We start from the raw sequence: 14,016 nt of genomic DNA, 5'->3' as shown, positions 1-14,016 counted from the left end.
GCCTCTGCCCCCGTCGCTCCCTCGACCCTATTGGCCGCCCGCACACTCAACCGGCGATAGCCGAAGGAAACGCCGGCTCCTCACCACTTTGCCAACTTCCCTTTCCTCGACCCCCGTTGACTCTCCCGCCCCGCACTCCAGGTCAGCGAGCCGGCGACGCCCGCCCCCGCGCGCACACCGTCCCGACGGCCTGTGCGTCACTTCACAGCAGGCTCACTCCCCCGCGTCCGCTGCCGGTTGACCTCGGCCGGGTGCCCCCGCCAGGGGGTGGACACGCCGGTGCCCCCGTGCTCGTACGAGTACGGGGGCACCGGCGGGCGGGTCAGTGCTGCTGCGCCTTGCGGCGTCGGAACACCAGGTAGCCGCCGGCCGCGACCAGCGCGGCGGCACCCGCGGCCAGCGGGCCGACGGGAGCGCCGTTGCCGGTCTCGGCGAGGTCGCCGCCGCCCGGTGCGGAGGGCGACGACGAGGGGGAGGAAGCCGCGGGCGTCGGGGTGGCGGACGCGGGGGCGGACGAGGTGGCGGACGCCGACGGCTTGCCGCCGCCCGGCTGGGTCTCACCGGGCTGGGTGGCGTCCTCGCAGTCGGTCCAGAAGACCTTGTGCTTGGCACGGCCGTGCTCGCCGTCGAAGTTCCAGAACAGTTTGTAGTGACCGTCGGGAAGGGACTGGTCCGGGGTACGGCCATGTCCCTCGCCGTCGAGCGTCAGCGAACCGGACTTCACGGTCTCGCCCTTGACGTCGGCGGTCGGGGCCCAGCTCTCGATATGCCAGTCGACCTGCTGGCCGCCGTCGAAACCGAAGGCGTCGAGATAGAAGGTGCACACGTGAGGCTCGTTTTTGCGGAGCTCCTCACCGGTCTTGGCGTCGTGGATCTTCACGGTGCCGTTGTCACCGGGGCCGGTGGCGTAAGCGGAGGGTGCGAGCAGCAGGGCCGCGGTCACGGCGGCCGTGAGCGTGCCTGCGGAAACAAGCGGGCGCATGGGCAATCCAACTGTGAAAGAGGAGGGGTGCCGTGGGGGGCGGCTCAGCTTCCTGCGACCTCGGGGGACCGTCAAGGCACGCGAAAACGCTTATGCCACATAGGACACCGGTCGCCCCATTAGTCCCACATAACGATTAGGGATGGGGCCTTCTACGAGCCCTTCTACGATCCCTTTTCCAACCCCCTCTACGACCCCGTTCGCACGTGGCCGGGCATCCCGCCGGGCATGCCGGCCAGGCCCCGAAGGGCCTTCGTGGTGAAGTCGTCGAGCGGGTAGAACAGTTCGATCGCCAGCTCCGACAGCGTGACATCGGCCGGAGCGCCGAACGTGGCCATGGTGCTGAACATCGATAGCTCGCCGTGCGGTGTGCGGACTCTCAGGGGCACCTGCACCGGGCTCGGCCGCGCCCCCGGGGAGTCGGGCACGGCCGCCGTCTCCTCGTCCGGAGGGACGGGATGCCGGCGCACCTCCTCGTACAGTGCGCGCAGTTGCGCGTCCCCGGTGGCGCTGACCTGGCGCAGCAGTCAGGCTCCCTGACGGAATCCGACTACTACGGAATCCGACTACTGGAGGACCGGCTCGGCAACCTGGGCGTCCGGGGCAGCCATCCCCGCCTCGCCATGACGAGTGTCGGCGTCGCGCTTCACCTCGGCCTTGACCATCTTCTCCATCGGGTCGGCGCAGCTGCCGCCCGCGATGACCATCGCCAGCAGCAGGGCTACCACCGTCAGCACCGTGCCCAGCCAGACCATGGTGTGCACCGGCACGGTGTACGCGCCGATCACCTTCGCCACGCACTCGACCAGCAGCACGGTTCCCCATATCAGCGAGAACCGCCGCTCGGCACGGCGGAACGGCGCGGACTCGGCTATCAGCCGGTCCCAGGCCGCGTTGCCGGCCGCGCTCCCCTTCGTCACCCAGGGCTTGAGACCGGCGGTCATCAGGGGCCGCCCCATGAACACCGAGATGATCACGGCTATGCCGACCATGCTGCTCACCCCGCTGTCCTTGGCGAGCATCAGCCGCGCATCCCCGGACATCGTGCTCACGACCAGACTCGCGATGTTGACGATGAGGATCAGCAGGGCGAGGCCGTTGACGCCGCTGCCCCTGACCACGCCCCAGAGCGTACGGAGCGCCGGGAGCACACTGCTCCAGCCCAGCGCTGCCACCGTGCTCAAGCCGAAGCCGTCGCTGAGGATGTAGTAGGAGGCGAGCGGAATCGCCACATCCACAATCAGCGGCAGGAAGCTCTCCAGCAAGGGATTGCGGGCGGCTTTCGCGCCGCTCGGGTCGTCACTACCCCCGTCAGCGACGACCTGCCCCTTGCTGCCGCTCTGACTGCCGCTGTGACTCCGGCTCTTGATCTGAACGCTGCCCTGACTGCTCATGCGGGCTCCCCCAACTAACGCTGTGAACTGTGCCGTTACTGCGTCGGTCCGGACTGTGCCGGTCCGGCTTTTTTCGACACGTTCAGCTTCGGGCACAGCTCCGCCCCGCAACAGTCGCGCTTGTCCTCAGATCTTCATGACATTTGTCAGGGTCAGGCGACACCCGGCGGCACCATCTGGTGCCCGAAGTGGCGCGATACGGCCGCTACGAGCGCCGGAGCACCACCCCACCGGTTACGTCGCAAGCCTCCGGGGCAGCTACGTCCTCGCACAGCCAGCCCGATGACATCAGTGTGAGCGTCTGCCGACAGGAGAGACATGAACACCGAACTGGCGTGGTTCAAGAGCAGCTACAGCGTCGACGATGGCGCGTGCGTCGAGGTCGCCGCCGGCCCCTGCACCGTCCACATCCGCGACTCCAAGGACATCTCGATGCCCTCCATCGCGGTCACCCCCGCCTCCTGGGCGTCGTTCGTCGCATACGCGCAGGTCGCGCCGGAAGCCGGCTGACCGGACGCCGGTGGGGCGGCACCAGGTTCCGCCCCACCGCCCGCCGGTGACCCGGCCGGCCAACCAAAGAACCCGGGCAGAGAACCACACCCACCTACCGCCCCCACCGTCGCCAACTCCTCACCCCATCGGGTGACTTGGGCGTGGGGGCGTCCGGAATGCGGTTACTCTCGGTGCGGATCCAGCACCACGAACGCTGCGATCTGCGACCACAATCCGAAAGAGAACGGCCCCCGGCGGGATGGCAGTCCCGAACCCGAGGGCCTCATCACAGGAAGCAAGCCCTTCCCAATGACTTCAGCGCATTCTAACGCGCCGTCGGCCGCATCCAGCGGCGTCATTCACATCCGCGCGCGCCAGACGTCCCACTTCACCGTTCTCGCCAACCGCCTTGCGCAGCGCGCCGGTAGCGCGGTCACGGTCGGCGTCGCCGCGTACATCATGTCGCTCCCCGACGGGGCATCGATCACCATCCAGGCCCTCTGTGCGCACTTCGCCGAGGGGAAGATCACCATCGCCGAGGCGTTACGCGAGCTGGAGGACGAGGGCTGGCTGGAGCGGCGCGTCGTACGCGGGCCGCACGGCCGGATCATCACCCGCACGTTCGCGTACGACCTGCCGGGGGCCGCCGGGGACATGGCCGATGGTGAGGCCGGGGCGGATGGTGAGACCGCGTCCAACGGCGAGGCCGGGACCGATGGTGGGGCCGGTGCCCATGACGTTGCCCGCGCCTCAGAGCCGCCCCGCACCCCCCGCCCCGCACGCGCACCCGAGCCGGAAACCACGCCGGAATCAGCCCCGGACACAGCCCCGGAACCAGACCCTGAACCCCAGGCCGTCGACCTCCTGGCCCGTCTCCACCATCGGGACCGCCGCCTGCTGCTCTCCGGCCTGCCGCCATCCCGCTCCAGAACTGCGACGGCTGCGATCGCGCGTTCCGCGCCGACCGCCCTGGACGCTGCCGCGACTGCAGCGACTGCCGTACCGCCGCGAGGGAGGTGCGAGCGGCCGCCTGAACGGACCTGAACGGACCACGCACCCACGACGCCCCACGACCATCACCAGCCCGCATCAAGAACCAAGCCCGTAGCCTGAGAGGACACCAATGAGTTCCGCACTCGCCGAGAAGGGGTCGCCCATGACGTCTTCACCGCCCCATGACGAGCCGCACCGGACCGGCGGCCGTAAGAGCACGCATCCGCTGCGCACCATTCGCGAAATCCGGGATTCACTGCCCGAGGATCAGCTGCATCACTTCGACGCCGAACTCTCCGAGACCGACATCGACGACCTCCCCGCGATGCTCACCCGCTGGGCGAAGCTGGGGAACGACGGGTTCATGGAGTTCCTGCTCTCGACCCCGTTCGAGGGACTGGAATTCGGCGAGCGGTCCTACGACGAGCAGGATGACAGCAAGTGATCTATCTCCTGGACACCAACGTCATCTCCGAGATCTCCGTCAGGCCCAGGCCGGCACCTGAGGTCGTCGACTGGGCGAAGTCCATCCCGGCCGCCGACGTGTACATCAGCGTCATCACCATCGCCGAGATCGAAGCAGGCATCGCGGCAGCTCCCGACATCACCCGTCGCGCGCGCTACGCCCAAGCCCTGGACGATATGCGCCAGGAGTATCAAGATCGCATCGCCGTCATCGACGAGCCGGAGGCGATCGCGTACGTCAAGCTGCATCGGCATCTCAAGGCCACGGGAACAGGCATCGACCCACCCGACGCCCTGATCGCCGCGACCGCACTCGCCAACAACTGGACCGTGGCCACCAGGAACGCCAAGCACTTCGAGCGCACCGGGGCCGCCGTCGTCAACCCTTGGGAGCACGCCGCATAGCCCAGGTCAGGCCAGGCCCCGCCGCAGCCCCCGTTACGCCTCCGCCCGCACCCGCCGGTCCGTAGTCGCGATCGTTGCCGAGCCGACGACCCGGGTGCCGTCGTAGAGGACGATCGCCTGGCCGGGGGCGACGCCACGCACCGGCTCCGTGAAGGTCACCTGGACTTCGGTTTCGTCGATCAGCTCGGCGGTGACCTCCGTCTCGCCGCCGTGGGCGCGGAGCTGGGCGGTGTAGGTGGCGGGTCCGGCGGTCGGGGGGCGGCCGCACCAGCGGGGCCTGATGGCGGTCAGGGCCGTGACGTCGAGGGACTCGACGGGGCCGACCGTGACGGTGTTGTCGACCGGGGAGATGTCCAGGACGTAGCGCGGCTTGCCGTCGGGGGCCGGGTGGCCGATGCGGAGGCCCTTGCGCTGGCCGATCGTGAAGCCGTACGCGCCCTCGTGGGTGCCGAGGACGGCGCCCGACTCGTCGACGATGTCGCCCTCGGCCGCGCCGAGGCGCTTGGCGAGGAAGCCCTGGGTGTCGCCGTCGGCGATGAAGCAGATGTCGTGGCTGTCGGGCTTCTTGGCGACGAACAGGCCGCGGCGGGCGGCCTCTTCGCGGATCTCGGGCTTGGTGGTGATCGTGTCGCCGAGCGGGAACATGGCGTGCGCCAGCTGCTTCTCGTCGAGCACGCCGAGGACGTAGGACTGGTCCTTGGCCATGTCGGAGGCGCGGTGCAGCTCGCGGCTGCCGTCCTCGCGGAGGACCACCGTCGCGTAGTGGCCGGTGCACACGGCGTCGAATCCGAGGGCGAGGGCCTTGTCCAGCAGCGCGGCGAACTTGATCTTCTCGTTGCAGCGCAGGCAGGGGTTCGGGGTGCGGCCGGCCTCGTACTCCGCGATGAAGTCGTCGACGACGTCCTCACGGAAGCGCTCGGCGAGATCCCAGACGTAGAAGGGGATGCCGATGACGTCGGCGGCGCGGCGGGCGTCGTGGGAGTCCTCGATGGTGCAGCAGCCGCGGGCGCCCGTACGGAACGATTTCGGGTTCTCGGACAGGGCGAGGTGGACGCCGGTCACGTCGTGGCCGGCCTCGGCGGCACGGGCGGCGGCGACGGCGGAGTCGACGCCGCCGGACATGGCGGCGAGTACGCGGAGGCGGCGGGGAGCGTCGTCAGTCATAACCTCTCCAGAGTAGACGGAACCACCGACAGCGCGGAAAGCGTTAAGCAGCGCATGGGGAAGAGAGATCACGAGGCGGGGCCGGGGGACGGTCGGGAAGCGGCCGCCGGGACGGGGGTCTCGCGGCGGCGGGCGCTGTGGATCGGGGGCGGCGGGCTGGTGGCGGCCGGGGCTGCGGCGCTGGGGGCGCGGGAGGAGCTGGCGCACTTGTGGTGGCGTCTGCCGGGCCATGACAAGCCGCGCAAGCCGGGCGAGGTCGACTACCGGGGCGCGCAGTGGGTGGCGGCGTCCACGGAGAACTGGCGGCGCGCGGACCGGCCCGCGGACTACGAGATCGACCGGGTGGTGATCCATGTCGTCCAGGGAAGCTACGCGACCGCGCTGAAGGTCTTCCAGGATCCGGATCACGAGGCCGCCGCCCACTACGTCATACGCAAGGACGGGCATGTCGCGCAGCTGATCCGCGAGCTGGATGTGGCGTTCCACGCGGGTGATCGCGGCTACAACGAGCGCAGTGTGGGGATCGAGCACGAGGGGTTCGTGGACCGGCCGGAGTCGTTCACGGATGCCATGTACGCGTCGTCGGCGCGCCTGACGGCGGGGATCTGCCTGCGGTACGGCTTCCCCGCGGACCGGGAGCACATCGTCGGGCATGTGGAGGTGCCGGGGACGGATCACACCGATCCGGGGCCGCACTGGGACTGGGGGCGGTACCTGCGGCTCGTACGGGCGGAGATGCGGCGGGCGGGGTCGCGGAAGGCGTGAGCGGTGACGGGCGGACGGGGCGCGGGCAACCCCGGCCCCCGCACCGCCCCCGCTAGCTGAGGCCCGCGCTGCGTGCCCGTTCCACCACCGGGCCGATGGTCTGGGCCAGTGCCGCGACATCCGCGGCGGTGGAGGTGTGGCCGAGGGAGAACCGCAGGGTGCCGCGGGCCAGGCGCGGGTCCATGCCGGTGGCCAGCAGGACGTGGCTGGGCTGGGCGACACCGGCCGTGCAGGCGGAGCCCGTGGAGCACTCGATGTCCTGGGCGTCCAGCAGCAGGAGGAGGGAGTCGCCCTCGCAGCCGGGGAAGGAGAAGTGGGCGTTGGCGGGGAGGCGGCCCGCGGGGTCCGGGTCGCCGCCGAGGACGGCGTCGGGCGCGGCGGCGCGGACGGCCTTGATCAGGTCGTCGCGGAGGGCGCCGATGTCGCGGGCGAACTCCTCGCGGTGCTCGGCGGCATGCCGGCCGGCGGCGGCGAAGGCGGCGATGGCGGGGGTGTCGAGGGTGCCGGAGCGTACGTGCCGCTCCTGGCCGCCGCCGTGCAGCACCGGCACCGGGGCGTACTCGCGGCCCAGCAGCAGCGCGCCGATGCCGTACGGGCCGCCGATCTTGTGGGCGGAGACGGTCATCGCGGCGAGCCCGGAGGCGGCGAAGTCGACCTCCAGCTGACCGAACGCCTGGACCGCGTCGGCGTGCAGCGGGACGTCGAACTCCCTTGCCGCCTGGGCGAGTTCACGGACCGGCTGAATGGTGCCGATCTCGTTGTTGGCCCACATGACCGTGGCCAGCGCGACATCGTCGGGGTTGCGGGCGATGGCGTCGCGCAGCGCGTCGGCGTGCACCCGGCCGTGGCCGTCGACCGGCAGCCATTCGACGTTCGCGCCCTCGTGCTCGGCGAGCCATTCCACGGCGTCCAGGACGGCATGGTGCTCGACGGGGCTCGCGAGGACGCGGGTGCGCGCCGGGTCGGCGGCCCGGCGGGACCAGTACAAACCCTTGACCGCGAGATTGTCGGCCTCCGTGCCGCCCGAGGTGAAGACGACTTCGCTCGGGCGCGCGCCCAGGGAGGCGGCGAGCGATTCCCGCGACTCCTCCACGGCACGCCGGGCCCGCCGGCCGGCGGCGTGCAGGGAGGACGCGTTGCCGGTGACGGTCAGCTGGGCGTTCATCGCCTGCACCGCCTCCGGGAGCATCGGAGTGGTGGCGGCGTGGTCGAGGTAAACCATGGTGGGCTGATTCTACGAGGCGGCGCCGGGGCGCACGCCCGGCGCGGGGGTGCATGCGTTCGACGGGGGCGGCGTGGGGCTCGGGCTTGCGAGGTCCCGACCGGCCATGGGGCCCGACCCCACCCGGCGCGGCCCCACCCCGGCACGGTCCGCACGTGGTCTGAAGCCCGGTAGGCCGGCACTCTCGACAGTGCCGTAAGGAGTAACTAGCCTTACGGTCATGACACAGTGGCTTCTGGACCGTACGTTTCGCAGCTCGGCCGGTGAGGTGCGGTGGGCCGTGCTCGGCGAGGACTCTGGGGCGCCGCCGGTGGTGCTGCTGCATGGAACGCCGTTCTCCTCGTATGTCTGGCGGGGTGTCGCACGGTCCCTCGCCGGGCGGCATCGCGTGTTCGTGTGGGACATGCCGGGCTATGGCGCATCGGAGAAGCGGGCGGGCCAGGACGTCTCGCTCGCCGCGCAGGCGGTGGTGTTCGGGGAGCTGCTGGCGCACTGGGGACTGGCCCAACCGGCCGTCGTCGCCCATGACTTCGGTGGTTGTGTCGCGCTGCGGGCACATCTGCTGCATGGCGTGCGGTACGACCGACTGGCGCTCGTCGACCCGGTGGCAATGGCGCCCTGGGGATCGCCCACGTACCGGCTCATGGGTGCGCATGCCGGGGTCTTCGCGCAGTTGCCGCCGGACCTGCACCGGGCGCTGGTCAGGGAGTACGTCTCGTCGACGAGCCATCCGGGCTTGCATCCGACCGTCCTCGACGCGCTGGTCGAGCCGTGGTGCACGGAGGACGGACGGCCCGCTTTCTACCGGCAGATCGAGCAGAACGATCAGCGGTTCACGGATGAGATCGAGGGGCGCTACGGGGAGATCGCGCCGCCGGTGCTGATCTGCTGGGGCACGCAGGACAGTTGGACCCCGGTGGCCAAGGGCCACGAACTGGCCGCGCGGATCCCCGGCGCGCGCCTTCGGCTCATCGAAGGGGCGGGGCATCTTGTGCAGGAAGACGCGCCCGCGGAGCTTGCGGGCGCGTTGGCGGAGTTCCTGCGGGCGCCGGGGGCGGGGGCTCGTGGCTAAGGGCCGAGCCGGCGGTCGACCTCGCGGGCCGCGTCGATGGTGGCGGCCGGGAGTGCCTCGGAGGCGGTGACCGCGTCCACCACGGTGCGCAGTCGGTCCAGGTCGGCCCCGGGCGGCCGTGCCAGCCGGCCGGTGCGCTCGAAGTCGCCCACTCGGCCGTCGAGTTCGGCTTCGGCGGCTTCGAGGATGACGAGGTGGGTGTCGAGGTCGGGGGTGTCGATGTACGGGGCGCCGGGGTGCGGGGTGTCGGGGTGCGGGGTGCCGGTGTGCGGAGTGTCGGCGTGCGGGATGTCAGCGTCGGGGGTGGCGGAGGGGAGCACGTGGGCGGCGGCCTGTAGGCGGAGTTGGTCGCGCAGGGTGCGGACGGCCGCGGTCAGGTCGCGGAGGGCGGTGCCGGCTCTGGCCGTGTCGGCGGTGCGGGACATCTTGCGGGCGGCCGACGACGACGGCGCGTCCTTGTCGCGCAACAGGGCGCGCGTGCCGTGCGCCTCCGGTGCGCCGAACGCCTCGTACACGGCGAGCGCCTCGCGCCAATGCGCCTGAGCGCTCTGCTTGCGCCCCAGCGCGGTCTCCGCGTGCCCCAGCGCGAGCAGCGCGTCGGCACGCCACCGCTCCCCGCCCGGCACCAGCAGCCGCGTCGCCGCGTCCTGAGCCGCGGCCTCCGCTTCGCTGGGCCGGATCAGCGAGACCATCGCCTCGGCCGTACGGCACCGGGTCCGGCCCGCCCAGAGCCACTGCCGGTCCGCCTCGAAGAGCGGCAGCGCCTGGAAGAGCTCACGGAGCGCATCCGCGTACCGGCCGCTCGCCAACAGCGCCTCGGCCAGCGCGTACAGCCCGTGCGCGAGCCGCGGGCCGGCGCCGCCGACCCGTCGGTGGATGGCCACGCTCCGCTCGGCGAAGAGGACGGCCTCGTTGCCGGTACCGGTCGCCGCCCAGAGCCGGGCCAGCGCGGCCAGCACGGCGGCCTCGCCCAGCTCGTCGTTGCGGGTCCGGCAGTGTTCCCAGGCCTCGGTGAGATGGCGCTCGGCGTCATCGTGGCGCTGCTCGTGGAGCGCGCCGAGGCCGGCCGCGAGCGGGGCGCGAAAGCCGGTCAGGGGGTCGTGGGAGGCGCGGGCGAGACGGCCCGCCTCCTGCGCCTCGTGCTCGGCCTCGGCGAACCTCCCCACCGCGAGGTATGCCTCGGCGAGCGCGACCCTGGCCCGGCCCTCCGCCCTGCCGTCGCCCTCCATCGCCGCGCGCGTCGCCACGACACGCGCGGCCGGCTCGAACGCGGCGGCGTGCGCCCCCGACTCCGCCGTCACCTGGACGAGGAGCAGGAGATCGGCGGCGTGCCGGACGCTCCCCGCGTTCCCGACCATGGCCTGGCGGACCAGCGTGAGGACGTCGGGCGTCTCGTCGGACCAGTCGGCCAGGGCCTGGGCGCCATCGGTCACGGCCGGCAGCTCGTCGGTGGAGGCTCGGGCGAGGTCGTTCACCATCCGGTCGCCCGGGTACCGGATCTCGTGCACCTGCCGGCCCATGGCCAGATGGCGGGCGAGCCGGTGGGACAGCGTCTCGTCGTGCTGCGCGTCGGGCGGCTCCGTCGAGGCCATCGGCGCAACGGCGCTCGTCTCCGCTTCCTGCCGCTCGAAGGGCCGGTACGCCGCGTCCTCGAAGGGCCGGTACACCCCGTCCATGAGGTCCTGCCGCCACCGCTCCAGACGCTCACGCTGCGCCTGTGCGAACGGTCCCGGTAGGCCGGCCAGCGGCTCACCGTCCCACAACGCCAGTGCCCTGTCACGCAGTTGGCGGGCGGCGTCCGCGTTCCCGGCGTCGCGTGCCTGCTGGATCAGTCGCTCGGCCTGTGCGAGGTCGAGGGCGGGCGGGCTCCCGTCGGGGGCGCGGAGCGCGAAGCCGTCCGCTTCCCGGATGAGGGCTACCGGGTCGTCACGGAGTTCCCTGCGCAGCCGCGCGGTATACGCATACAGCGAATTGCGCGCGGCCTGCGGCGGTTCGTCGCCCCAGAGGGCGTCGATCAGTTCCGCCTCGGTGGCGGGGCGCCCCCGGCCGAGCAGGAGCGCGGCGAGCAGCGTGCGCTGCCGCAGGGAGCCGGACACGAGGGGGGTGTCCCCGCGCCAGGCCCCTACGGGACCGAGCACGGTGAAGCGCAGCTGCCGCGGGGAGGGGGAACGGGGCGGGGACTCCACGGTCGCGGGCGGCGCGGGCGTCGATGTCGCGGCCCCGGTGGCCGGCGCGGACGCAGCGGACGGCGCGAACTCCGGCGCCGTCCCGCCCATGCGCTCCAGCACCGGACTCGCCAGCACCGCGAACGCGCGGGCCGACCGATGCAGCCGCAGCTCCCCGGCCGCGTCCCCCATCAGGACCGGGAAGTCCGGCAGCCGTCCCATATACGGTTCGAGGGACCGGCCGACCGACTCGACGACCTCCACGGCCTGTTCCGCGCCGAGCCCGCTGAACAGCAGCTCGCGCACCCCGGGGCGGAAGTCGTAGACGGGCTGGACGAGTTGGCCCGGCGGCATGCCCAGGGCGCGGTCCAGTGTCCGTGCGGCGGCCGCCGGCCCGTCCTCGTCGGCACGGTCGGCGCGTTCCAGCAGGCCGCCGAGGAGGATCTCCGCGACATGGGTGGGGCCGGCGTCGCGCATCGTCGCGGCGCGCACCAGCTGCATCAGCGGCGTGGTGAGCGGCCTGATCGCGGACAGGCGGACGGCGAGACGGTACGCCTCGGGCGAGAACGCGCCTCTGAAGTGCGCCACCAACTCCTCGGCGGTGCCGTGCGGTCGGTGCGGCGTCCGCGCCGGAGCCTCGGCCAGCAGCGCGGTCTCTACGAGATGCGGAACGCCGGGGCGCGTCAGCAGGCCGGCCCACTGGCCGACGGCGGAGGCGGTCGGGTGGAGGACGGGCAGCGCGAGGGCACCGGCCGCGTCCGGATCGGGCTCGCCGCTCAGCGGGTCGCAGACGACGAGCCGCCCGACGGGATCGAACGCGTCCGGTGCGGCCAGCAGCCGGGGCCGTGCATCCAGGGCGGTGCCCCGCCACAGCCGCCGCGGCAGCGGGTTCAGTACGGCCATCGGGCCGCCGCGCGCCCATGCGGACAGGGTGCGTACGGCCTGCGGACCGCGCCACCCGTGGCTCGTGCCGTCGGTGAGGAGGAAGGTCACCGCCGCGCCCGCCGCCTGTTGGTGCCGCACCGGGGCGCCGGGATTCTGCGGGTCGATCGTACGGAGCCGGACCGAGCGGAAGACGGTGCTGCGGCTGAGCAGGTGGCGGAGCTCGGCGGCGAGCGATCCCCACACCTGCATGGACGGGGAGCAGTCCACCAGGAGCACCGCCGACCAGCGGCGTTCCTGGTCGGGCCGGGAGACGATGTCGAGGAAGCCGGTCTCGGCGGCGAGCCGGACGGTGGCCTCGATGTCGGTGACGGTGCGGTGCGGGTGGTCCCGGGACCGGCGCAGCGGACGCAGCGCCCGGCCCAGCTGCTGGGCGTCGGAGAGCGCACGCCTGCCGGGGGCCCGCGCGGGCCGGGCGCGCTCACCACCTGCACCGCCGCCCTGGCTGCCGATGGCGTAGAGGGCGCGACGGGGCGGGGTGTCGGGGGCGAGGCGGGTGATGGGGTCAGCGGGGTCGGTGGAGCCAGTGGAGTCGGCAGTGTTGAGGGGGTCGGTGGGGCCGGTGGGACCCGTCCGGCCGTCGGGGACGGCCGGATCCGCGTACTGCGAGCAATCCGCCGCCTCACCAGACCCGGCGCATTCCGCTCCCTCAGCATCCTCCGCGCCCGCCGCTCCCTCAGCGCCCTCGGCAAGCTCACCGGATTCAGCAACCTCACCGGACTCGGAGCCCGCAGCAGCCGACCGGGCCGGGTCGGCCGGGTCGGCCCCCTCAGTCTCCCCTCGCTCCCCCGCGCGCCCCTCCATCACCCGTGCCAGCCACAGCACATCGAGGAGTTCCGTGGCGCCGAGGTCGTACCCGGCGGCCGACATCGCCTGTCGCAGTCGGTCGATCATGGCGACATGGGCTCGTCGAGGCGGTGCAGCACGGCGGCGAGCAGTTCTTCCTTCGTCAGGTCCGCGCCGCTGAGCCGCAGATGCACCGCGGCCAGCAGCTGGTCGGTGGCGAGCGTCTGGGTCTGGGAGCGCTGGTGGAAGACCTCGATGAGGTCCTCCGCCGCCGCCAGCGCCCGCTCCCCCAGGTTGTGTTCGATGATCTTCCGCAGCCGGTCGCCGGTCGGCTCCGGAAGATCCAGCCGTACGCAGCGGCGCATGAACGCGGGTGGGAAGTCCCGCTCGCCGTTGCTGGTCATGATGACGATCGGGAAGTGGGCGCAGCGGACCACCCCGCGGTGGACCGCGACCCGCTCGCGGCTTCCGCTGAGCAGGACCTGCACCTCCTGCTGGTGCTCGGGCAGCCGGGCCAGCTCCGGGATCTCGAACTCGCCTTCCTCCAGGACGACCAGGAGGTCGTTGGGCAGATCGATGTCGGCCTTGTCGAGCTCGTCGACGAGCAGCACCCGGGGCCGGTCCGCCGCCAGTGCGCTGCCCAGCGGGCCGAGCCGCAGATACTGGCCGATGTCGCTGCCGGCGGCCGAGCGCCGGGCCCTGGGGCGGCGCGCGGAACCGCCGCGCTGCTCGCGCTCGCGCCGTAGCGAGGTCTCGCGGAGGCGGCCCACCGCGTCGTAGCGGTACAGGGCGTCCTGGAGGGTGGAGCGGCTGTTCACCGACCAGCGCAGTACGTCTCCGAGCCCCAGCTCTTCGGCGACGGCGCGGGCCAGCGAGCTCTTGCCCGCGCCGGGGCGGCCGGTGACCAGCAACGGGCGGTGCAGATGCAGTGCGGCGTTGACGACGGAGATCTCATTGCGTTCCAGGAGGTACGGGGCGCGGTCCCGGCCTTGCCGGGTGGCGGGAAAGCGTCGCCACGGCGGCGGGGCGGGCAGGTCGGAGGGGCCGCGGAACACCCACCAGTCCTCCGGCGCCGCCGCCGGGTCGTCGGGTGCGCCTGTCGCGCTCTGTCCGGTCACCGCGCGGTTCTCCTCGTTCGTGGCTGGGTTCACGACTGCGTTCATGGCTGG

At 72.3% G+C, this 14,016-nt stretch carries 13 protein-coding genes; 6 read left to right on the top strand and 7 right to left on the bottom strand.

Annotation, left to right across the window (positions count from 1 at the left end; all coding sequences use genetic code 11):
* Positions 1-322 precede the first annotated feature (322 nt).
* The 3 genes from FCH28_RS26795 to FCH28_RS26785 form a co-directional block, all read right to left on the bottom strand.
* Positions 323-982, bottom strand: a complete 660-nt coding sequence (locus FCH28_RS26795) for an LPXTG cell wall anchor domain-containing protein (protein ID WP_136742723.1) — start codon at positions 980-982, stop codon at positions 323-325.
* Between the two features lie 188 nt (positions 983-1,170).
* Positions 1,171-1,506 carry an MmyB family transcriptional regulator gene (locus FCH28_RS26790; protein ID WP_281289766.1) on the bottom strand — a complete coding sequence of 112 codons (336 nt, stop codon included), beginning with the start codon at positions 1,504-1,506 and terminating at the stop codon, positions 1,171-1,173.
* A 42-nt stretch (positions 1,507-1,548) separates the two neighbouring features.
* Positions 1,549-2,376: a VC0807 family protein gene (locus FCH28_RS26785; RefSeq protein ID WP_246103235.1), complete on the bottom strand. Its 828-nt coding sequence runs from the start codon at positions 2,374-2,376 to the stop codon at positions 1,549-1,551.
* A 318-nt stretch (positions 2,377-2,694) separates the two neighbouring features.
* Between FCH28_RS26785 and FCH28_RS26780 the strand changes: the two genes are divergently transcribed.
* The 4 genes from FCH28_RS26780 to FCH28_RS26765 all read left to right on the top strand — a co-directional run bounded on the left by FCH28_RS26780 (position 2,695) and on the right by FCH28_RS26765 (position 4,731).
* Positions 2,695-2,886: a DUF397 domain-containing protein gene (locus FCH28_RS26780; RefSeq protein ID WP_136742722.1), complete on the top strand. Its 192-nt coding sequence runs from the start codon at positions 2,695-2,697 to the stop codon at positions 2,884-2,886.
* Between the two features lie 291 nt (positions 2,887-3,177).
* Positions 3,178-3,912 (top strand): GntR family transcriptional regulator, encoded by a 735-nt coding sequence (locus tag FCH28_RS26775; RefSeq protein WP_246103233.1) that lies wholly within the window; start codon positions 3,178-3,180, stop codon positions 3,910-3,912.
* A 112-nt stretch (positions 3,913-4,024) separates the two neighbouring features.
* Positions 4,025-4,306, top strand: a complete 282-nt coding sequence (locus FCH28_RS26770; RefSeq protein ID WP_136742721.1) for a hypothetical protein — start codon at positions 4,025-4,027, stop codon at positions 4,304-4,306.
* Positions 4,303-4,731 (top strand): type II toxin-antitoxin system VapC family toxin, encoded by a 429-nt coding sequence (locus FCH28_RS26765; protein ID WP_136742720.1) that lies wholly within the window; start codon positions 4,303-4,305, stop codon positions 4,729-4,731. Before FCH28_RS26770 ends, FCH28_RS26765 begins: the two co-directional genes overlap by 4 nt.
* 33 nt (positions 4,732-4,764) lie before the next feature.
* On the opposite strand, the gene mnmA is transcribed toward FCH28_RS26765, so the two are convergent.
* Entirely contained in the window at positions 4,765-5,895 is a 1,131-nt protein-coding gene (mnmA, locus tag FCH28_RS26760) for a tRNA 2-thiouridine(34) synthase MnmA (RefSeq protein WP_136742719.1), read from the bottom strand.
* Between the two features lie 54 nt (positions 5,896-5,949).
* On the opposite strand from mnmA, the gene FCH28_RS26755 reads away from it, so the two are divergent.
* Complete coding sequence (locus tag FCH28_RS26755; protein ID WP_136742718.1) at positions 5,950-6,660, top strand: N-acetylmuramoyl-L-alanine amidase; 711 nt, start codon at positions 5,950-5,952, stop codon at positions 6,658-6,660.
* Between the two features lie 52 nt (positions 6,661-6,712).
* On the opposite strand, the gene FCH28_RS26750 is transcribed toward FCH28_RS26755, so the two are convergent.
* Positions 6,713-7,882, bottom strand: a complete 1,170-nt coding sequence (locus tag FCH28_RS26750; protein ID WP_136742717.1) for a cysteine desulfurase family protein — start codon at positions 7,880-7,882, stop codon at positions 6,713-6,715.
* Between the two features lie 220 nt (positions 7,883-8,102).
* Between FCH28_RS26750 and FCH28_RS26745 the strand changes: the two genes are divergently transcribed.
* On the top strand, positions 8,103-8,954 hold the full coding sequence (locus FCH28_RS26745; RefSeq protein WP_136742716.1) for an alpha/beta fold hydrolase: 852 nt from the start codon (positions 8,103-8,105) through the stop codon (positions 8,952-8,954).
* On the opposite strand, the gene FCH28_RS39760 is transcribed toward FCH28_RS26745, so the two are convergent.
* Both FCH28_RS39760 and FCH28_RS26735 read right to left on the bottom strand, forming a co-directional pair.
* A complete protein-coding gene (locus FCH28_RS39760; RefSeq protein WP_136742715.1) occupies positions 8,951-12,955 on the bottom strand; it encodes an SAV_2336 N-terminal domain-related protein in 4,005 nt (1,334 codons plus the stop codon). The two genes, FCH28_RS26745 and FCH28_RS39760, sit on opposite strands and share 4 nt — an antisense overlap.
* The gene (locus FCH28_RS26735) at positions 12,952-13,965 is read right to left on the bottom strand and encodes an AAA family ATPase (protein ID WP_136742866.1); all 1,014 of its coding nucleotides are present in this window, start codon (positions 13,963-13,965) and stop codon (positions 12,952-12,954) included. The genes FCH28_RS39760 and FCH28_RS26735 overlap by 4 nt, the downstream gene beginning before the upstream one ends.
* Between the last annotated feature and the right edge of the window lie 51 nt (positions 13,966-14,016).

The sequence above is a fragment of the Streptomyces piniterrae genome (assembly GCF_005048155.1).
Taxonomy (GTDB): Bacteria; Actinomycetota; Actinomycetes; order Streptomycetales; family Streptomycetaceae; genus Streptomyces; species Streptomyces piniterrae.
The sequence above is the reverse complement of the archived record's forward strand: the minus strand, read 5'-3'. Positions and strand labels throughout refer to the sequence as shown.

Excerpts from the sequence above, each read along its gene's own strand:
- FCH28_RS26795 (WP_136742723.1), bottom strand. The coding sequence starts at position 982 with ATGCGCCCGCTTGTTTCCGCAGGCACGCTCACGGCCGCCGTGACCGCG.
- FCH28_RS26785 (WP_246103235.1), bottom strand. The coding sequence starts at position 2,376 with ATGAGCAGTCAGGGCAGCGTTCAGATCAAGAGCCGGAGTCACAGCGGC.
- FCH28_RS26780 (WP_136742722.1), top strand. The coding sequence starts at position 2,695 with ATGAACACCGAACTGGCGTGGTTCAAGAGCAGCTACAGCGTCGACGAT.
- FCH28_RS26775 (WP_246103233.1), top strand. The coding sequence starts at position 3,178 with ATGACTTCAGCGCATTCTAACGCGCCGTCGGCCGCATCCAGCGGCGTC.
- FCH28_RS26770 (WP_136742721.1), top strand. The coding sequence starts at position 4,025 with ATGACGTCTTCACCGCCCCATGACGAGCCGCACCGGACCGGCGGCCGT.
- mnmA (WP_136742719.1), bottom strand. The coding sequence starts at position 5,895 with ATGACTGACGACGCTCCCCGCCGCCTCCGCGTACTCGCCGCCATGTCC.
- FCH28_RS26755 (WP_136742718.1), top strand. The coding sequence starts at position 5,950 with ATGGGGAAGAGAGATCACGAGGCGGGGCCGGGGGACGGTCGGGAAGCG.
- FCH28_RS26750 (WP_136742717.1), bottom strand. The coding sequence starts at position 7,882 with ATGGTTTACCTCGACCACGCCGCCACCACTCCGATGCTCCCGGAGGCG.
- FCH28_RS26745 (WP_136742716.1), top strand. The coding sequence starts at position 8,103 with ATGACACAGTGGCTTCTGGACCGTACGTTTCGCAGCTCGGCCGGTGAG.
- FCH28_RS39760 (WP_136742715.1), bottom strand. The coding sequence starts at position 12,955 with ATGATCGACCGACTGCGACAGGCGATGTCGGCCGCCGGGTACGACCTC.